General features: G+C 73.3%; 19 protein-coding genes and 1 pseudogene. 15 read left to right on the forward strand and 5 right to left on the reverse strand.

Annotation, left to right across the window (positions count from 1 at the left end):
* Window positions 1-99 precede the first annotated feature (99 nt).
* Together ACFVQZ_RS06780 and ACFVQZ_RS06785 are read left to right on the forward strand one after the other, a co-directional pair.
* Window positions 100-3213 (forward strand): FG-GAP-like repeat-containing protein, encoded by a 3114-nt coding sequence (locus ACFVQZ_RS06780; RefSeq protein WP_383620173.1) that lies wholly within the window; start codon window positions 100-102, stop codon window positions 3211-3213.
* A gap of 95 nt (window positions 3214-3308) precedes the next feature.
* Window positions 3309-4298 (forward strand): NAD-dependent epimerase/dehydratase family protein, encoded by a 990-nt coding sequence (locus ACFVQZ_RS06785; protein ID WP_383620176.1) that lies wholly within the window; start codon window positions 3309-3311, stop codon window positions 4296-4298.
* A gap of 116 nt (window positions 4299-4414) precedes the next feature.
* Here ACFVQZ_RS06785 and ACFVQZ_RS06790 read toward each other — a convergent pair whose 3' ends face one another.
* Window positions 4415-5149, reverse strand: coding sequence for a transporter substrate-binding domain-containing protein (locus tag ACFVQZ_RS06790; RefSeq protein ID WP_383620179.1), 735 nt, complete (start codon window positions 5147-5149; stop codon window positions 4415-4417).
* Window positions 5150-5471: 322 nt separating this feature from the next.
* Between ACFVQZ_RS06790 and ACFVQZ_RS06795 the strand changes: the two genes are divergently transcribed.
* The 5 genes from ACFVQZ_RS06795 (at window position 5472) to ACFVQZ_RS06815 (ending at window position 9336) form a co-directional block, all read left to right on the forward strand.
* On the forward strand, window positions 5472-5672 hold the full coding sequence (locus ACFVQZ_RS06795; RefSeq protein ID WP_321193488.1) for a hypothetical protein: 201 nt from the start codon (window positions 5472-5474) through the stop codon (window positions 5670-5672).
* A 110-nt stretch (window positions 5673-5782) separates the two neighbouring features.
* The gene (locus ACFVQZ_RS06800; RefSeq protein WP_383620183.1) at window positions 5783-6352 is read left to right on the forward strand and encodes a MauE/DoxX family redox-associated membrane protein; all 570 of its coding nucleotides are present in this window, start codon (window positions 5783-5785) and stop codon (window positions 6350-6352) included.
* Between the two features lie 67 nt (window positions 6353-6419).
* Window positions 6420-7004, forward strand: a complete 585-nt coding sequence (locus tag ACFVQZ_RS06805; RefSeq protein WP_063835414.1) for a hypothetical protein — start codon at window positions 6420-6422, stop codon at window positions 7002-7004.
* Complete coding sequence (locus ACFVQZ_RS06810) at window positions 7001-8848, forward strand: ABC transporter ATP-binding protein (RefSeq protein ID WP_383620186.1); 1848 nt, start codon at window positions 7001-7003, stop codon at window positions 8846-8848. Before ACFVQZ_RS06805 ends, ACFVQZ_RS06810 begins: the two co-directional genes overlap by 4 nt.
* A 17-nt stretch (window positions 8849-8865) precedes the next feature.
* The gene (locus ACFVQZ_RS06815; RefSeq protein ID WP_383620189.1) at window positions 8866-9336 is read left to right on the forward strand and encodes a S26 family signal peptidase; all 471 of its coding nucleotides are present in this window, start codon (window positions 8866-8868) and stop codon (window positions 9334-9336) included.
* 78 nt (window positions 9337-9414) lie between these two features.
* On the opposite strand, the gene ACFVQZ_RS06820 is transcribed toward ACFVQZ_RS06815, so the two are convergent.
* Genes ACFVQZ_RS06820 through ACFVQZ_RS06830 form a run of 3 tightly spaced genes read right to left on the reverse strand, consistent with a single transcriptional unit; the run spans window position 9415 to window position 12868 of the window.
* On the reverse strand, window positions 9415-10947 hold the full coding sequence (locus ACFVQZ_RS06820; protein WP_030498256.1) for a PTS transporter subunit EIIC: 1533 nt from the start codon (window positions 10945-10947) through the stop codon (window positions 9415-9417).
* Window positions 10948-10991: 44 nt separating this feature from the next.
* Window positions 10992-11921: an N-acetylmuramic acid 6-phosphate etherase gene (murQ, locus tag ACFVQZ_RS06825; RefSeq protein ID WP_383620192.1), complete on the reverse strand. Its 930-nt coding sequence runs from the start codon at window positions 11919-11921 to the stop codon at window positions 10992-10994.
* Between the two features lie 23 nt (window positions 11922-11944).
* On the reverse strand, window positions 11945-12868 hold the full coding sequence (locus tag ACFVQZ_RS06830; protein ID WP_383620194.1) for a MurR/RpiR family transcriptional regulator: 924 nt from the start codon (window positions 12866-12868) through the stop codon (window positions 11945-11947).
* Between the two features lie 179 nt (window positions 12869-13047).
* On the opposite strand from ACFVQZ_RS06830, the gene ACFVQZ_RS06835 reads away from it, so the two are divergent.
* The 8 genes and pseudogenes from ACFVQZ_RS06835 to ACFVQZ_RS06870 all read left to right on the forward strand — a co-directional run bounded on the left by ACFVQZ_RS06835 (window position 13048) and on the right by ACFVQZ_RS06870 (window position 17189).
* Complete coding sequence (locus ACFVQZ_RS06835; protein WP_030498473.1) at window positions 13048-13404, forward strand: hypothetical protein; 357 nt, start codon at window positions 13048-13050, stop codon at window positions 13402-13404.
* Window positions 13405-13465: 61 nt separating this feature from the next.
* Window positions 13466-13735 (forward strand): DUF4031 domain-containing protein, encoded by a 270-nt coding sequence (locus ACFVQZ_RS06840; protein ID WP_030498472.1) that lies wholly within the window; start codon window positions 13466-13468, stop codon window positions 13733-13735.
* A 261-nt stretch (window positions 13736-13996) separates the two neighbouring features.
* Window positions 13997-14262 (forward strand): annotated as a pseudogene (locus ACFVQZ_RS06845) (hypothetical protein).
* Complete coding sequence (locus ACFVQZ_RS06850) at window positions 14231-14764, forward strand: DUF6879 family protein (protein ID WP_383620196.1); 534 nt, start codon at window positions 14231-14233, stop codon at window positions 14762-14764. The pseudogene ACFVQZ_RS06845 and the gene ACFVQZ_RS06850 overlap by 32 nt, the downstream one beginning before the upstream one ends.
* 24 nt (window positions 14765-14788) lie before the next feature.
* Window positions 14789-15637 (forward strand): helix-turn-helix transcriptional regulator, encoded by an 849-nt coding sequence (locus ACFVQZ_RS06855; protein WP_030498469.1) that lies wholly within the window; start codon window positions 14789-14791, stop codon window positions 15635-15637.
* A 323-nt stretch (window positions 15638-15960) separates the two neighbouring features.
* Complete coding sequence (locus tag ACFVQZ_RS06860; protein ID WP_383620198.1) at window positions 15961-16161, forward strand: hypothetical protein; 201 nt, start codon at window positions 15961-15963, stop codon at window positions 16159-16161.
* 65 nt (window positions 16162-16226) lie between these two features.
* Window positions 16227-16667, forward strand: coding sequence for a glycine-rich domain-containing protein (locus ACFVQZ_RS06865; RefSeq protein ID WP_383620201.1), 441 nt, complete (start codon window positions 16227-16229; stop codon window positions 16665-16667).
* Window positions 16668-16742: 75 nt separating this feature from the next.
* Window positions 16743-17189, forward strand: a complete 447-nt coding sequence (locus tag ACFVQZ_RS06870) for a hypothetical protein (RefSeq protein ID WP_383620203.1) — start codon at window positions 16743-16745, stop codon at window positions 17187-17189.
* On the opposite strand, the gene ACFVQZ_RS06875 is transcribed toward ACFVQZ_RS06870, so the two are convergent.
* The gene (locus tag ACFVQZ_RS06875; RefSeq protein WP_383620453.1) at window positions 17137-18348 is read right to left on the reverse strand and encodes a Cmx/CmrA family chloramphenicol efflux MFS transporter; all 1212 of its coding nucleotides are present in this window, start codon (window positions 18346-18348) and stop codon (window positions 17137-17139) included. The genes ACFVQZ_RS06870 and ACFVQZ_RS06875 overlap by 53 nt on opposite strands.
* Window positions 18349-18522 lie beyond the last annotated feature (174 nt).

The following is an 18522-nucleotide window of genomic DNA, read 5'->3' on the forward strand; positions in this document are numbered from 1 at the left end:
GGGCCAGCGCCCGCGTGAACGTCCCCGGCCGTCGTGCCGCCGTTCCGCGTCCCCCGCGCGCCTGTCGCCATCGACGTTCCGCACGAGGGGACCCCTTACTTGTCCGTCCGAAGAACCGTCGCGCTCGCCCTGAGCGCGACCCTGGCCCTCACCGGCCTCGCGGCCACCACGGGCCCGGCCGCGATGGCGGCCGACACCGCGCCGTACAGCGTGACGATCGACCCGTCGACCGCGCCGCACCTCACACCGTCCACCTCCGTCCTGGGCGTCGGCACCGGTGTGCAGCTCAGCAACAGCCTGCAGTCCCGCTGGAAGCGGCTCTCCGACGGCCGCGTCGCACACTCCCCGACGTGCGAGGCGGAATTCCCGTCCCCGTACGGATACGGCGACGTGTTCGTCTGCCCCGGCTCGTACGGCGGCGACGCCGTCGTCCACGACTTCGCGACCGGGCGCACCACGACGGTCAGCAACGACAGCGGCGACGAATGGTTTCCGCTCGTGGGCCGGCAGCAGCTGGTCCAGGCCGTGCGGGGGACCGGTGGCGTCACCCTCCGCTTCCTGGGGTACGGCGACAACGCGCCCGCCGACCGCGAGGTCTTCCTGCCGGGAGCCGACGCGGAGCCCCGGGTCCTCGCCCAGGACGGTACGAGCGCGATCCTCGCGTACGACGCCGGCGAGGAACGGACCGTCGGCCTGCTCGGGCTCGCGGAGGGCACGATCAGCCCGCTGCCGAAGCCGTCGTTCGCGGGCGGCGTCGTGTCCGCCGCGCTCGGCAAGGACCGGATCGTCCTCGCCGGACCGGCCGGCACGCCCGAGGTGTCCGTCGTCTCCCGCACGGACCCCGCCGCCCCTGGCCGGAGCCTCGCGCTCCCCCGGGACATCGCGGACAGCGGCGGAGCGCCGCGGCTCGTGGGCGAGTGGATCGTCGACCGGGTCGACCTGCCCATGACGGAGTACGGCAAGATCCCGGCAGACCTCTGGGCGGTTCCCCTCGACGGCGGCGCGCCCCGCGACCTCGGCATCACCGTCGACGACCAGTTGTCCTCGGTCATGCCCGGCACGGACGGGCACCTGTACACCGTGGGCAGCACGCCCGCCGGCCTGGCCGGCGCGTACCGCATCGCCCCGGCCACGGACGGCACCCCGGCCGTGACGCGGGTCTTCGCGCTCGGCGCGCCGTACCCGGGCGAGAACGTGACCCTGTCCCACGGGCGGCTCGTCGCACAGGGCTCCGACGCGGCCACGGAGCTGCGGCTCCGGGGCTACGACCTCGCCCTCACCGGGACGCACGCGGCGACCGCCCGGTGGAACTGCGACGCCACGGTCTCCGCCGCCAACTGCCCGGACCTCCTGGCCGGCGCCATCTATCCGGACGCGTGGACGGACACCGGCGACGGGCGCCTGGTCACTCTGGAGCAGGTCGGCCGACCGGGCTGCAGCGACTGCGCTGTCGCGGTGCACGTGACGACCCCGGGCAGTGGCGGCGCCACGCGCAGCGTGCTGGTCAAGCACGCGAGCGGGCTGCAGGTGTTCCAGATGGTGCGGGCCTCCGGCCGGTACGTGCACTTCTACGCCACCGCGGGGTCCACCGACCGCTCGATCGTCGCGGACATCGAGACCGGTACTGTGCTGCGCGACTCGGCCAACCTGAACCAGTCCCTGTGGGGCGGCCAGCTGTGGACGGGATCCGGCACGAACGGCACGGTCTCCGCCGTCGACGTGCGGACGGGTGCGACAGTCGCCACCGCCGACCTCGGCACGAGCTGTGTCTTCGGCCCGCTGCAGGTCGTCGGCAAGTGGATCATGCGCTCGTGCGCCTCGAACAGCCGAAAGGTGGTCGTCCACGATCGCGAGAAGCGCCAGTCGGTGTGGGCCGATCTGCCGTCCTCCAGTGAGCCGCAGCTCGGCGACGGGTTCCTCGCCTACGACGTGACGGGCAGCTTCACCAGCCTGTACACGGAGGACGTGCGCTCCGGGACGTCGCAGTGGCGGCAGCTGGGCGAACTCTCCCCCCAGTACGACGACGTCGAGGGCCGGAGGTGGACCGTCGACCGCTTCGGCGGAGGCGTCGCCTTCCTCGACCCCTGGCAGTCGTTCCGCGTGGAGGGTCTCGGCGGCGTCACCAGCCGGCTCGCCGCCATCGACGCCGACACCCCCGCGGCGAACATCAAGGCCGGTGCCTGGAAGCCGCGTTGGTGGCTGTCGAAGCCCGGTGCCTCGTGGAGCCTCTCGCTGAAGCACAAGATCAGCGGCAAGGTCGTGCGGACCCTGGCCGGCGGTGAGGCGCGCGGCATCGTGGCGCCGTCGTGGGACGGGAAGGACGCGTCCGGGAAGTACGTGGCCAACGGTGTCTACGTCTGGACGCTGACGGTGAAGCCGGCCGACGGGCACGGGGCCGACCTGGTCGTCTCCGGGGCCGTGGGCGTCACCGGTGCCGCCGCGGTCCGGCGGGACATGGCAGGCGATGACGGCTTCGGTGACCTGCTGGTGATGGACACCGCCGGGGCGATGTCGCTGTACCGGGGTACGGGGACGGGTGCCGTTTCGGCGCGCATCGCCGGGGTCGGGAACAAGTTCGCGACGACCTCGCTGTTCGTACCGGTCGGGGACCTGAACGGTGACCGGTGTGCGGATGTGTACGCGCGGGTGGGTGACCAGTTGCGGGCGTACCGGCCCGGGTGCGGAAAGGTGCTGACGGCGTCGTCGCCGTACACGCTCGTGGGTTCGGGCTGGGGTGGGTACGACGTGCTGACCTCGTCCGGTGACGTGAACGGGGACGGGTACGCCGATCTCGTCGCGCGGCAGGCGTCCAGAGGGGATGTGTACTTCTACGGGGGGACCGCGACGCACGCGCTCAAGGCGCGGGTGCGGATCGGGACCAACTGGAAGCTGTACAAGAAGATCGTCGGGGCCGGTGACCTGAACGGGGACGGGCGCGGGGATCTGCTCGGGCTCGACTCCGCCGGTGTGCTGTGGCGGTACTACGGGACCTCCACCGGCGGCGTGACCGCCCGGGTGAAGGTCGGTGGTGGCTGGGGCGGGTACTCCGCGCTCGTCGGGGTCGGGGACCTGTCCGGGGACGGCAGGGCCGATCTGCTGGCGCGGGACACGGCCGGGAAGCTGTGGCGGTACGCCTCCACCGGGGCCGGTACGTACGGCACCCGGGTGCTGGTCGGCAGCAGCGGCTGGAACGGGTTCAAGGGTCTGTTCTAGCGGTCTGTCCGCCCTCTCGTTCGCCGTCGGCGCACTCGGTGCGCCGACGGCGAACTGTTGCGGCGCGGCGCGGAGTTCGGTGGTCGACTGGGGCCATGGAGATTCTGGTTCTGGGCGGGACGGCATGGGTGGGCCGCGAAGTGGCGCGGCGGGCGCTGGCGCGGGGGCACGCGGTGACGTGTCTGGCGCGCGGGGAGAGCGGGGAGGTGGCGGAGGGGGCCGTGCTCGTGGCGGCGGACCGGCGGGAGCCGGGGGCGTACGACGCGCTGCTCGGCCGGGAGTGGGACGCCGTGGTCGAGGTGTCGTGGCAGCCGGGGTTCGTCCGGGGGGCGCTCGACGCGCTCGGCGGGCGGGCCCGGCACTGGACGTACGTGTCGTCCGGGAACGTGTACGCCTCGCAGGCCGAGGTCGGGGCCGACGAGTCGGCGGAGCTCCTGGCGCCGACCGACCGGGACGAGGTCGGGCGGGAGCTGTACGGCGAGGCCAAGGCGGCCTGCGAGCTGGCGTCCGCCGCCGCCGTCGGGGACCGGCTGCTGGTCGCCCGGGCGGGGCTCATCGGCGGGCCCGGCGACATCAGCGGCCGGACCGGCTACTGGGCGGCGCGGGCCGCGCGGGACCCCGAGGGGCCGATGCTGGTGCCGGACGAGCCGCTGCTGCCGACGCGGGTGATCGACGTGCGGGACCTCGTCGACTGGATCCTCGACTCGGCGGAGAAGGGGCGGACGGGCACCTTCGACACGGTCGGCCCGAACATGCCGCTGGGCGAGTGGATCGCGCTCTCGCGGGAGCTGGCCGGGCACACCGGGCCGGTCGTGCCGGCGCCGTCGGCGTGGCTGCTGGAGCAGGGCGTCGCGGAGTTCATGGGGCCCGAGTCGCTGCCGCTGTGGATCGTGGCCGAGGACTGGGGCGGCTTCCAGGCGCGTACGGGCGCCGCCGCTGCCGCCGCCGGGCTGCGGCAGCGGCCCTCCGCCGAGACGGTCGCCGACACGCTGGCGTGGGAGCGGGAGGAGGGCCTCGGCCGGGAGCGCCGGGCCGGCCTGAGCCCGGCGCGGGAGGCCGAGCTGCTGGCCCTGCTCGCGTCCTGACGGGCTCCTGACGGGCTCCTGATGGGCTTCTGATGGGCTTCTGATGGGCTTCTGATGGGCTCCTGAGAGGGGCCTGGCGGGGCCTGACGGGGTCCGGCGCCGGCCTCCCGCCGGTGTCAGGGGGCGACCAGGGCCGGGTCCTGGTCCGAGCGGCGCAGGGCGTCGGTGACGAAGCCGTTCCTCTTCAGCTCCTCGACGAGCGAGCGGAGGTACGCGACCGTCTCCGGCGCCCGGCCGGCCGTGGTGCCGACCGCCTGCCGGATCTCCATGAACCGGCCGTCGATCAGGCGCACTTCGGGGTGCGCGGCGACATAGGCGGCCATCGGCTGGCGGATGCCCGCGCCGGCCTCCAGGTCGAGCGAGCGGAAGGTGTCGACGCCCTCCGCGCCGCGGACGACGGTGGCGTGGGCGAGGGTGCGGGTGAGGTGGAGGTCGTACGCCGAGCCCTGCTTGACGCCGATCCGGACGCCGGGGGCGTCGACCTCCTCGACGGTGGTGAGCGGCGAGTCCCGGGGGACCGCGTACACGCCCTCGATGACGACGTACGGGGCGGTGAAGGCGACCTCCTTCTCGCGGGCCGGGTCCACGGCGAGGAAGCAGAGGTCGGCGCGGCCGTCCGCCATCGCCTCGAACGACTTGCGGGCCGCGTCGAAGCAGAGCGTCTCCACGGGGAGTCCGAGCCGCCGGCCGATCTCGCGGGCGAGGTCGACCGTGATGCCGGCGGGCTCCTCCGGTGTGCCCTGGGCGAGCACCGGGTTCCCCAGGTTGATGGAGGCGCGCAGCACTCCGGTGGGGGCGAGGTCGGCGGCGATCGCGGCGATGTCGTGTCGGTCGTGGCGCTTGGTCGTCATGAGTGCGGAGCCTACGGCGGGAAGGGCCGGGCGGGGCCGGATTCCGCGGGGCGGCGAGCGTACGGTTCCGGCCATCTGCACGTGCTTCCGGAGGTGATCCGTCCATATGGGGGCGGGGATTCCGGAGGGGTGACGGACGGTTCCCGGTCGGCGGGGGAGGGGCGATTTTTCGCCTCTGACCTCGGTGTTCTCACATGCAGGACACGAAGATCGAAGCTGGTCTAGACATTTATTCCGAGCGGCGGGTAGGTTGCGGACCGCGAGTTCTCGTGAACGTTTGCACGACCCCGGAAAATCCGTCTCCACTTTGTGAGGGAATCCCATGGTCAAGGCAATTGTCGGCATGGCGGACCGCGTGCTCGGCCGCGTTCTCCGCGAGGAGAGCGCCGAGGCGTACTGCGCCTGCCCCGCAGGCGGCAGCAGCTGGTGCTCCGGCTCCACGCTCTACGTGAAGGTCTGCTGTTCCTGGAACTGCGCGGCGGCGCCCACCTGCGTCACCAAGTCCTACCCGGGCGACTGCTGACGGCCCTTCCGGCAGCAGCGCGCAGTCCCCGCCGGTGAACCCCGCCCCGGTGCCGCCCCGCGCGGCCCGGGGCGGGGCCCGGCCGGACCCGTCCGACGGAGGAACCGCCCATGACCGACTCCCTGCTCCTCGCCGTCCGGTGCCTCGTGGCCGTCGTCTTCGCCGCCTCCGCGCTGGGCAAGGCGCGCGCACCCGGGGAGTTCCGCGCGACCGTGCGGGACATGCGCGTGGTGCCCCGCCGGCTGACCGGACCGGTCGCCGCGGCGGTGCCCGTCCTGGAGGTGGCCCTCGCCGCCGCCGTCTGGGTGCCCGCCCTCACCACCTGGGCGTTCGCCCTCTCCTTCGGCCTGATCGCGGCCTTCACCGCGGCCCTGGCCGCGGTCCTCCGCCGGGGGATCGACGCCTCCTGCTCCTGCTTCGGCGCCTCCCGCACTCGGGTCGGCCCCGCGCACCTCGTCCGCAACGCCGTCCTGCTCGCGGCCACCGCCGCCGGGCTCCTCGCCGCCCTCGCCGCGGGCGGCCCGGGACCCGTCCCGGCGGCCGGCGCCCTCGACGCCACCGGGGTGTTCGTCAGCCTGCTCGGCGCGGTCTGCGTGAGCGCGCTCGTCCTCTCCACGGACCTGCTCGCCGACGTCTTCGGCGCCGCCCGTGGCCCCCGTGCAACCCGTGGCACCCGTTGATCACGGCACCCGTGGAATCCGCCGGCGGGCCCCCTGAACCCGCCGAGAACCCAAGCGAGGCCCTTTCATGCTCATCGCCGCCGTCGTGCTGATCGGCTGTCTCTCCGTCTTCAATCTCTTCCTGCTGCTCGCGCTCGCCCGCCGCGTCTCCGCCGCCGGGCATTCCGGTGACGGGGAATACGTCTCCGACGCGCCGGAGAACAAGCTCCCGGACGGTTCTCCCGTCCCCGAATTCCACACCCGTACGCATTCCGGCGAGGAGATCGACCGGAATTCCGTCGCGAACGGATCCGTCATCGGATTCCTCTCCACGACCTGCGGGCCCTGCGTCGAGCAGGCGCCGGAATTCGCCCGCATGGCGAAGGACTTCCCGGGTGGCCGGAACCATGTGCTCGTCTTCCTCAAGGGCGGCGGCCCCGAACGGCAGCGGATGATCGACCTGCTCGACCCGGTGGCCCGCGTCGTCACCGAGGCCGCCGGCTCCGGGGGCGCCTCCGCCTCCTTCGGCATCGTCCGCTGGCCCAGCTACCTCGACGTCGACGCCGAGGGCCGGATCAGCGACCGCGGCCAGGTCGCCCCCGCCGCCCCGGTCTCCGCAGCCCCGGCCTCCGTCGCCCCGGCCCCCGCCGCCCCGGCCCCGGCCTCCCGGTGAAGCAGCCGAGGGCGGAGGTGGCGGCGGCCGGGCGGACCGCCGCCGGGCTCGCCTGGCGGGCCGGGCGCGGCGCGCTCCTCCTCTATCTCGCGGGCAGCGTCGTCGCGGGCCTGCTGCCCGCCGCCGCCGCGCTCCTCGTCCGCGAGCTGTTCGACGCCATCACCCAGCACCGGCCCGCCGACGCCCTCGTGCGCGTCGCCGTCCTCCTCGTGGCGGTCAGCCTCGGCATCGCGCTCGTCCCGGCCGTCACCGACTTCCTGCGCGAACAGCACGCCCGCCGGGTCCAGCTCCGCGTCCAGGACGAGCTGTTCGAGGGCGTCAACCGGCTCCCCGGACTGCGGTACTTCGAGAACCCGGCCTTCCAGGACGAGCTCCGGCTCGCCCAGGAGGCCGGCTCCTCCGCCCCCGGCATGCTCATCGGCTCGGTCGTCGGCGGCGTGCAGGCGCTCGTGACCTTCCTCGGCTTCCTCGTCACCGTCTGCCTCCTCAACCCGCTGCTCGGCGCGCTCACCGTCGTCATGGCGCTGCCGACCTTCCGGACCCAGCTCACCGCGGGCCGCCGCCGGGCCGCCGTCATCCGGGACATCGTCGCCCGCAGCCGCCGCCAGATGTTCTACGCGAGCCTGCTCACCGACACCGACGCGGTGAAGGAGATCCGCCTCTTCGGCCTCCAGGACCACTTCAAGGACCGGGCGCGGGCCGAGCTGCTGGCCGCGTCGGAAGCCGAGCGCCGCACCGAACTCCGTAACCTCGTCAGGGGAGTCGGGCCGGCCGTGCTCGGCGTCGCCGTCTACGGCGCCGGACTCGTCTGGGTCGTCCGGGCCGTCGGCGCGGGCACCCTCTCCGTCGGCGACGTCTCCGTCTTCCTCGCCGCCACCGCCGCCATCCAGACCGGCGTCGGCCAGCTAGCGAGCACCGGCAGCAACGCCTACCAGGCCCTGCTCACCTTCGTCTCGTACCGGGCCCTGCGCGACCTCCCGCCCGACCTGACCGCGCCCGAGGGCCCCGCGGAGGAACCCGGCCCGCTGCGCTCCGCGATCACCTTCGAGAACGTCTGGTTCCGCTACGCCGACGACGGCCCGTGGGTGCTGCGCGGCGTCGACCTGACGCTCACCGCCGGCCAGGCCACCGCGCTCGTCGGCCTCAACGGCGCCGGCAAGAGCACCCTGGTGAAGCTGCTCTGCCGGCTGTACGACCCCACCGAGGGCCGCATCCTGTGGGACGGCACCGACATCCGCCGCTTCCCGCCCGACGCGTACCGCCGCCGGCTCGGCGTCGTCTTCCAGGACTACGGCCGCTACGACCTCACCGCCGGCGAGAACGTCGGCCTCGGGCGGCTCGACCGGGCCGGCGACCCCGCCGCCGTCGCCGGAGCGGCGCGCGCCGCCGGCGTCCATGACCGGCTCGCCCGGCTGCCCGCCGGATACGCCACCCTGCTCAGCCGGATCTTCGTCCCCGACGGCGACCAGGGCGGCCCCGGCGCCGGCGGCCAGTCGCTGTCCGGCGGCGAGTGGCAGCGGGTCGCCGTGGCCCGCGCGTTCATGCGCGCCGACGCCGACCTGATGATCCTCGACGAGCCCAGCGCCGGGCTCGACGCGGAGGCGGAGAAGGAGATCCACGACAGCCTGCGCACCCTGCGCGGCGGCGCGACCGGCGTGCTCGTCTCGCACCGGCTGAGCGCCGTCCGCGACGCCGGCCGGATCGTCGTCCTCGGCGAGGGCCGGGTCGTCGAGGAGGGGACGCACACGGCGCTGATGGAACGCGGCGGCCGGTACGCGGAGCTGTTCACGCTCCAGGCGGACGGCTACCGCGCGGACGCCCCGGTCCCCGACCCGGTGGCCTGAGGAGGAGCGAGGCGGACGTGGAGGCGGACATGGGCGGGTACGGGTACGCGGTCCTGGGCGGCGCGGCCGGCGTGCTGCTGCTCCTGGCGGCGCTGCGCCGCTTCCTCTCGCGGCTGCGGATCAACGGGCCCAGCATGATGCCGGCCCTGCGGGACGGCCAGCGGGTCCTCGTCCTGCGCGGCGGCGCGGCCCGGCTGCGTACCGGCCGGATCGTCGTCGTCGCCCCGCCCGAGGGGCTGGTCCGGGCGCGCGGCGGCGGGGACCCGGCGGCCCGGCCGCCGCTGGTGGTGAAGCGGGTGGCCGCGCTGCCCGGGGAGCCGGTCCCGCCGGAGGTGTGCGCGGCGGCCGGGGTCGCTCAGGGGGCGCTGGTGCCGCCGGGCCGGATCGCCCTGCTCGGCGACAACCCGGCCTTCAGCACGGACTCCCGCTTCTGGGGCCTGCTGCCGGTGTCGAGCGTCGTCGGGGTGGTGCTCGACCCGGCCGCGTAGCCGACGGAGGTCCGGACGCCCCCCACGCGGATGCGCGGGGGGCGTCCGGACCTCCGGGGCGGGTGGGCCGGGCGTACGTCAGACCTGCACGGGCCGCGGTTCGGCCTCCGGGGTGCCGGCGCCGGGCTGCGGCCCGCCGGCCGCCACCGGGGCGGGTGCCCCGGCCGCCGCCGCCTCCGGGTCCACGTCGAACTCCTCGATCATCGCGCGGCTGAAGCCCCAGAAGTAGGTGGCGACGAAGCCGACGGCGTACCCGACGAGCAGACCGCCCGCGTAGATCGCGATCGTCGTCCCGAGGCCCTTGTCGCCGTCGAGCAGCGGGAACAGCGCCCAGCCGGACGGGCCGATGGCGGTGGAGCCGACCTTGTCGCCCAGCATGCTGAAGAGGCCGATGAAGCCGCCGCCGAACGCGCCGCCGACGCAGGCCGTGACGAACGGGCGGCCCAGCGGCAGGGAGACGCCGTAGATCAGCGGCTCGCCGACGCCGAGGAAGCCGGCCGGGAGGGCGGACTTGATGGTGCGGCGGAGGGAGCCGTTGCGGGGCAGCTTCAGGTAGACCGCCATGGCCGCGCCGACCTGGCCGGCGCCCGCCATCGCCAGGATCGGCAGGAGGACGGTGTAGCCCTGCTGCTCGATCAGGGTGGTGTGGATCGGGATGAGGGCCTGGTGCAGGCCGAGCATCACCAGCGGCAGGAACAGGCCGCCGAGGAGGAAGCCGGCCCCGGCACCCGCGTGCTCCAGCAGCCAGTTGGCGAAGTCGCCGATGGCCTGCGACACCTCGCCGGCGACGAACATCAGGCCGAAGATCGTGACCAGGCCGGAGACGAGCACGGTGAGCGTCGGGGTGACGAGGACGTCCAGCGACTCCGGCACCCAGCGGCGGCACCACTTCTCCACGTACACGGCGAGGACGGCCGCGCCGAGCGCGCCGAGGACGCCGCCCTGGCCGGGGGAGAGCGCCTGGCCGAAGACCTCGATCTTGGCGACGCCCGCGTAGACGATGATGGCGGCGACCGCGCCGCCGAGGATCGGGGTGCCGCCGAACTCCTTGGCGGTGTTGTAGCCGACGAAGACCGCGATGAGGGCCATGAAGCCGCTCGCGATCGCGGCGAGCGCCGGGGTGACGGCGGGCAGCCATCCGAGGTTGACGAGGAGGCCGTTGAGGCCGGCGATGATGCCGCAGCCGATGAGGGCGGGGATCAGCGGGACGAAGATGTTCGCGATCTTCCGCAGGAAGAGCTTGAACGGGGTGGCGTTCTTCGCCTTCCGCGCCGCCTTGATCGCGGCGCCCTTGCCGGCCAGTTCCTCGGCGGAGGGCGCGGGCGCCGGGGCCGCCGCGGGCGCCTCGGCCTCCTCGGCGACCAGAGCCTCGAACTCCGGGGTCACGCGGGCGACCGTGCCGGGGCCGAGGACGATCTGGTACGTGTCGTCCTCCACCACCCCCATCACGGACGGCAGGGCCTTCAGGGCCTCGTCCCGGACGAGCGAGCGGTCGCGCAGACCCAGCCGGAGGCGGGTCATGCAGTGGGCCACGGAGGTGATGTTCCCGGCGCCGCCGACGAGGGGCAGGATCGCGGCGGCGGTGGCGCGGTTCTTGTCGTCTGTGCTCATGGTGCGGTGGTGCCTTGCTGTGAGGGGAGGGGCGGGGGCGGGCCTCAGGGGGTGGTCGCGTGCAGCGCCGCACGCAGGTGCCCGTGGGACTCCTCCAGCCGGCGGGCGGCGGTGGCGGCGTCGACGTCGGCGAGGAGGATCAGGATGGCGTTCTTCACCTCCCCCCGGGCGGCGGCGAGGGCGGCCTCGATCTGCTCGTCGGGGGCGCCGGTCGCGAGCGCGACGATGCGGCGCGAGCGGGCCTGCAGCTTCTCGTTGGAGGCGCGGACGTCGACCATGAGGTTCCCGTAGGTCTTGCCGAGCCGGATCATGGTGATCGTCGAGATCATGTTGAGGACGAGCTTCTGGGCCGTACCGGCCTTCAGCCGGGTGGAGCCGGTGAGGAGTTCGGGGCCGGTGACGACCTCGATGCCGTGCTCGGCGGCGGCGGCGAGCGCGCTGTCCGCGTTGCAGGACAGGCCGATGGTGAGCGCCCCGGCGGCGCGGGCGTGCTCGACGGCGCCGATGGCGTACGGGGTGCGGCCGGAGGCGGAGACGCCGACGACGGTGTCGTCGGGGCCGACGCCGAGGGCGTCGAGGTCGGCGGCGGCGAGCTCCTTGGAGTCCTCGGCGCCCTCGACGGCCTTGACCATGGCGGACGGGCCGCCCGCGATCAGGCCGACGACCCGGGAGGGGTCGGTGTTGAAGGTGGGCGGGCACTCGCTGGCGTCGAGGACGCCGAGCCGGCCGGCGGTGCCGGCGCCGAGGTAGAGCAGCCGGCCGCCGCGGGCCATCCGCTCGGCGGTGGCGTCGACGGCGGCGGCGATCGCGGGGAGCGCGCGGGCCACGGCGGCGGGGACGGTGCGGTCCTCGCCGTTCATGAGCTCGGCGATCTCCAGGGTGGACAGCCGGTCGATCTCGGCCAGTTCGGGGCGGAACGCCTCGGTGGTGAGGGTGGCCAGCTGGGCGCGGAGTTCGGAGTACGTGGAGGACACGGGCGGCTGCTTTCTCTCCTGGTTCAGCGGGTGGTGGTGCGGGGCGAGTGGCGGTGGGCGAGGGCTTCGTACGAGGCCGCGAGGGCAGGGGCCGCGGTCTCGTACGTGCGCTGGGTGATGACGGTGAACAGGCAGTCCACGACGAGCAGTTGGCTGGTGCGGGACGACATGGCGGCCGGCCGGAGCTCGCTCTCGCGGGCGGTGGAGGTGGTCAGCACGTGGTCGGCGTACTGGCTGACCGGGCCGTCCGGGCGGCCGGTGACCGCGACGGTGGTGGCGCCGTGCTCGAAGGCGACCCGGAGCGGTTCTATGACGTCGCCGGTGGAGCCGGAGTGGGTGATGGCGAGCGCCACGTCGCCGGAGCGGAGCTGGACGGCGTTGGTGACGGCGAGGTGCGGGTCGGAGTGGGCGTGCGCGATCAGCCCGATCCGGAGCAGCTTCTGCACCAGGTCCTGGGCGACGAGACCGGAGGCGCCGACGCCGTACACGTCGATGCGGCGGGCGGCGGCGCAGGCGGCGGCGACCGCGCCGAGCTGGACGGTGTCGAGGGCGGCGGCGGTGTCGGCGAGCGTCTGCCGCTCGTCGTGGGCGAGCTTGGCGACGACGTCGGCGACCGGGTCGTCGACGGCGATGTCGGCGGTGACGGACGGCGCCCGCCCGGACTGCTGCTGGGCGGCGAGCCCGGCGAGCGCGAGCCGCAGGTCGCGGTAGCCGGGGTAGCCGAGGAGACGGGCGGTGCGGACGACGGTGGCCTCACTGGTGCCGGTCAGCTCGGCGAGCCCGGTGACCGTGAGCGCGGCGCAGCCGGCCGGATCCCCGGCGACGGCCTCGGCGACCCGCTGCATGGAGCGGGTCATGGAAGGGGAGAGGGTCCGTACCTTGGCGGCGAGGGCGGCGGGTGCGGGGGGCGCCTCGCTGCTGAAAGTTTCCTTCACGTCATGGGTCACGCCTGAAAGATACTTTCATGGTGGGGGGTGGGACAAGGGGCTGGAGGGCTGGGGTGGAGGGGGACCTTGGTCCTGGGGGTGGGGAAGGGGCGGTGGGGTCTGGGGCGGATGGGGGTACGGCCCGGACCGGAAGGCGGCCGGCCTTCGTCCTCCCGCGCCGCACGGGGGACAATGGCCCCATGGACGACATCGACCCCGTGGAGCAGGCGCTGCACGCCGCCCGCGCACTGGTGCTGGCCGACCTCGCGGCCCGGGACGTGGCCGCCGCGCAGGTCGTGTCGATGGTGGAGGACGCGGTGACGCACCGCCGCTGGTGGGTCGAGCAGTGGCCCGAGGGCGTGGAGTACGTGGCGGGCCTGGTCGCCCAGGACGTCCAGGACGCCCTGCTGGAGGCGTACGGCCGCTGGCCCCTCTGCCCCGTCTGCTCCGCCGGCGACCCCCACGCCCTCGACGTGGAACCGGAACTGGGCCCGGACCCCCACTGGGTCTGCGCCAAGCAGGGCGTGGTGGTGGCCCGGGTGGGCGGCCTGACGTGACCGCGCCGGCCGGCCCCTCCGCCGCTTCGCCCGGCGCTCCGGCCGGCGCGGGGCCCCGCCCGTGACCCTCTACATCGACCCGCCGACCTGGCCCGGCCACGGCCGCATGTGGTCCCACCTGATCAGCGACGTCTCCTTCGACGAGCTCCACGCCTTCGCCGCCGCCCTCGGCGCCCCCGCCCGCGGCTTCGACCGCGACCACTACGACATCCCGTCCGACTGGTACGCGAGGGCGGTCGCGGCCGGCGCGGTCGAGGTCGGCTCCAAGGAACTCCTCGCCCGCCTCACCCGAGCGGGCCTCCGCCGCCCGAAGCACCGCCCGGCGGGTTAGCGGAAGAGGTCGTCCAGCGCGTCGGACAACGGCGGGGTGCTCCGCCCGGGCGTGCCTCCTGCGTCCGCCGGGCGGGACGCGAGGCGACGGACGGAGTTGGAGGCTCCCTTCCGAGGTACCACGGTAGACCATGGGGGACCATGACCTTCTGACCCCAGTGGCCGGTTCACGCCAATCCCGGCGATGCTTGTTGGCGGCCGTCTCGTCCTGGGGAAGCTTCGCGTGCAATAACCCGCAACCGATTGGATCAGGGAGCGCGTTGTGGATCTACAGTTCATCGGGATCGATCCCAATACGGCGGCGAGGGATCGCCGACAGTCTGGGTCGAGGAGGGCTCGGCTGACCTGGTGCTTCAGGGGATCAAGGCCGAAGAGGTCCTGAAGACGCTGATCAGCGGCACGGAATGGGTCGCCGGCCATAAGGTGGGCATCCCCGGGCACGAGACGGTGATCCGCATTCCCGCACGCATGGTGCCGATCTTGAGGAAGGCGTGTGATGTCGCGGAACAGCGTGCCGAGCTTCGCTGAGCTCTTGGCCGACACTCGCCACAGCGCGGTGCATCTGGAGATGCGGGACGTCTACGCCGTCGGCGATGAGGCCGAAGAGTTCGAGCAGTTCAAACGCACGGGCAGCTTGGAACTGGATCCTGAGGCGCGATGGTGGCCGGGCTGGCTGGGCATGGTGAGAGAGGCAGTCGGCCGGGGCGTGGTGATGCGCAGGGCCCGCATCGTGTCCGAGCCGGTGACCGACTACATCCGCTGGGAGCACGCTTCCACCCCGTTGAACATCGGAGCCGGCGAGTCGGTTCGTTGGCTGCCGAGGCGTCAGGCGCTGGACATCGCGCTGCCGGGGGCCGACTTCTGGCTCTTCGACAACCGGCTCGTGCAATTCAACATTTTTACCGGCGAGGGTGATTGGGCATCTCCCCCGAAGGAGTTCAGCGAGGACCCCGCCGTGGTCGCGCTCTGTGCGGCGGCCTTCGAGGCCGTATGGGAACGTGCTGTCGATCACGAGAAGTACACCGTCTGACCACGACCACCGGACAGCCAGCTCATGCCCGTCTCCCCCTCGTCAAGCGCTCAGGCGGCCCGCGAGGCCCTCGCGGTACGCCTCTCGCACCTGCGCATGGACGCCGGACTCACCGGGGACGAGTTGTCCGCCCGGTGTGGTTGGCATCCTGCCAAGACGTCCCGTATCCAGGGCGGCAAGGCGATGCCGACCGATGCGGACATCCGTGCCTGGTGCGCCGCGTGCTCCGCCGACGACCAGGCGGAAGATTTGATCGCCACCGCCCGCGCGGTCGACTCCATGTACCAGGAGTGGCGCAGGCTCCACCGCAATGGCATGCGCCGGGCTCAGGACGATGTCTACACGGCCGTCGCGCAGGCGGCACACCAGCGCGTGTACGCCTCCAACGTGGTACCCGGTTTCTTCCAGACCCCTGCCTACGCCACCGCCCTGATGCGGTCCATCACCGACTTCCAGGGCACCCCGGACGATGTCACCGAGGCTGTTGCGGCACGGGTCGCCCGCAGTCGGTTCCTCTACGAAGGCGGTCACCGCTTCGCCGTCGTCCTGGAGGAGTCAGTGCTGCGCCACCGGATCGGAACTGCCGAAGCGATGGCCGGCCAGCTACGGCATCTCTTCACCGTCATGCCCCTGGCCAGTGTCTCCCTCGGAGTGATCCCTTTCGGTGCCGAGCGCACCGTGTGGCCGTTGGAAGCCTTCTACCTCTACGACGATGAGCGCGTGGCAGTGGAAACCCTCACGGCGAGGATCGCCGTGGTCCAGCCTCGCGAACGGGCCGACTACGCGAAAGCGTTCGGCAAGTTGGCGCAGATGGCCGTCTACGGCGACCGGGCACGAGACCTGATCCAGTCCGCCATCCAGGCCCTCGGGTGAATCTGCGCAAGAATTCGCAATCTCGTTGAGCCCGTCCGCTCCGCACCCCGATGCTCTCGTCATCCCCTTCGAGCCCGTCGGAAGGCGTAGCGCATGAGGTCCGACCCCCACTGGCAGCAGGTCCCCGTCGTCCTGACCGCACCCTCCCTGCCGGTTCCCCGCCCGCACCCCGGATGTCGTGAGTGCGGCCGTCTCGACCAGTGCCGCAGGGCAGCCGGGCGGGAGCACGACTACAGCCTCGTGTCGGACTGCAACGTCCGGATGCGAGAGCACCAGAGGCGGGCGCACTGATGGAGATGCGGGTCTGGCGCGAGGCTCGGGCCGTGTCCGGTGACGCGGCGGAAGCCCTCCGTACGGCGATGGCCGCGCTGGGACTGCCCGAGACGGCCTGGCGCGGGATCAGGACGGCCGTCACCCACCGTGGGGTCGCGTACGTCCATGTGGGTCTCATCCCGGCCGCCGCGGCCGCGGCGGTGGCGGAAGCGCTGGGCGCTTCGCCCGCGGCCACAGACTTCCGGCCCTGAGCCGGGAGGCGGCGGCGGGAACGCGCCGCCGGCTGAACGATCCGACCGAGCGACAAGGAGTTCTTGTGACGACTCTGGTGGAGACCCGGGCCGACAGGCGCGGCCGTGAACTCGTAAGTCCCGAACTCTTCGAGAAACTGGCCGCGTTCTGCGCCGACGAGTACGGTCTCGGCGCGGACGCGGCCCGCAGGGCCATGGACGAGGCGCTGGCCTTTCTCTACGTGGCGGGGACCACGGAGAAGGAGCACGTCATGGCGCCGAGCCGGGCCGTGGACCCTGCCTGGCACACGTTCCTGCTGCACAGCCAGGAGTACTCGGCCTGGTGCCAGGAGCACTTCGGCCGCTACCTGCACCATGCGCCGAACTCCAAGACGCGGACCGTGGGGCTGATGTACGACGTCACGGACGCGATCCGCGACGCGGGGTTCGCCGTGGACGCGTCGCTGTGGGGGATCGCCGCCGACTGCAACGAACCCGCGTGCTGCTCCGACGGCCCGTGCTGCTGACCTGACCCACTGGACGAGGCGTGGCCCGGACGTGGAGAAGACGTCCGGGCCGCGCTGTCATCGGAACCGAGGAGCATGACGCACGTCAAGGGGGCGGAAGGCCGCACGCGTACGTGTGTCTTCCGCCTGTTCGGGACCGTCGTCGGGTACGCCACCCACCACCTGGACGGCCGGCGACTGGGAGAGATCGGCGTGGTCGGCCCTCTGTCGTCGGGTGTGGATGCGTCCTGGCTGTGGCGGGTGGCGGCGGCGATGGGCAGGGAGGGCGCCTCCGAGCGGGAGAAGGGCCGGTGGATCATGCTGCAGGCCCACCGGGCCTTCGTCTGCGGCGACCTCCTCGCCCGCTGGGAGTCCGCCTGCTGGAAGCTGGCGCCCGGGGGCAGACGTATCGGCTTCGACGGGGCCTACTGCAACCGGTACGAGCTGTGGACCGGGAACCTCACCGTGGAGGGGGCCGCCCCGGACGCCGTCAGCGGCTCGTTGTGGTCTTCGTCTCCGTCGCCGCGACCTGGGCGCCGATGACGACGCGGGACGTGCCGGGGCGGGTGAGGCGGAGGGCGAGGGCGGCGGTGGCGAGGGCCAGGAGGGTCATGGCGGCGCCGGCCCAGGCGGGGGAGGCGTAGCCGAGACCGGCGTCGATGACGGTGCCGCCGAGCCAGGGGCCGCCGGTGTTGCCGAGGTTGAAGGCGGCGGTGGTGGTGGCGCCGGCGAGGGTGGGGGCGGCGCCGGCGACGTTGAACATGCGGGCGTTGAGGGCGGGGGCGGTGTAGAAGGCGGAGACGCCGAGGAGGAAGGAGAGGAGGACGGTCGCCACGGGGCTGGAGGCGAAGAGGGCCAGGGCCACCAGGAAGACGGTGGAGGCGGTGATGCCGGTGAGGAGGACGCCGAAGAGGTGGGCGTCGGCGACCCGGCCGCCGATCGTGGTGCCGATGAGGGCGCCGATGCCGAAGAGGGCGAGGACGGCCGTCACCCAGGACTCGCCGAGGCCGGAGACGTCGGTGAGGAGCGGGGCCAGGTAGGAGAAGGCGCAGAAGACGCCGCCGGCGGCGAGCGCGGTGATCACGATCGCGAGGAGGACCTGGCGGTCGCGGTAGATCGTGAGTTCCTGGCGGAGCCGGGGACGGGTCTCCGGGAGCGGGATGTGCGGGATGCGGGTGACGACGCCGGCGAGGGCGATCGCGGAGGCGGCGCCGACGGCCCAGAAGGCGGAGCGCCAGCCGAGGTGCTCGCCGAGGAAGGCGCCGGCGGGGACACCGAGGACGTTGGCGATGGAGAGGCCGCCGATCATGACGGCCATGGCGCGGGCGCGGGAGCTCTGCGGGACCATCGCGATGGCGACGGCGGCGCCTACGGCCCAGAAGCCGGCGCAGGCGAGGGCGCTGATCACGCGGGACGCGAAGAGGATCGCGTAGTTCGGGGCGAGGGCGCCCGCTATCTGGCCGAGGCCGAAGACGGTGATCAGGGCGATCAGGGTGGTCTTGCGGGGGAGGCGGAGGGTGGCGACGGCGAGCAGCGGGGCGCCGACGACCATGCCGATGGCGAAGGCGGAGATGAGCAGGCCGGCCTGCGGGATGGAGACGTCCATGTCCCGGGCGATGGGCTGGAGCAGGCCGGACAGCATGAACTCGCTCGTGCCGAGCGCGAAGACGGAGAGGCCGAGGATGTAGACGGCCAGGGGCATCCGGGGGGCCGGGGACGCCGGGGAGGCGGTGGGGGAGGGTGTGGGGGAGGGCTGGGCGGGCTCGGCGGAGGAAGACGGCATGACATGCGTCAACCGGTTGGTCATGCCTGTCATTCCGGACGGGGCGGGGCTTCTCGCGATGCGAGACGCGGGCCCGCGTGGCCTGCGGGTTCG

Origin of the sequence: Streptomyces sp. NPDC057854 (assembly GCF_042797055.1) — a bacterium.
Lineage (GTDB): Bacteria > Actinomycetota > Actinomycetes > Streptomycetales > Streptomycetaceae > Streptomyces.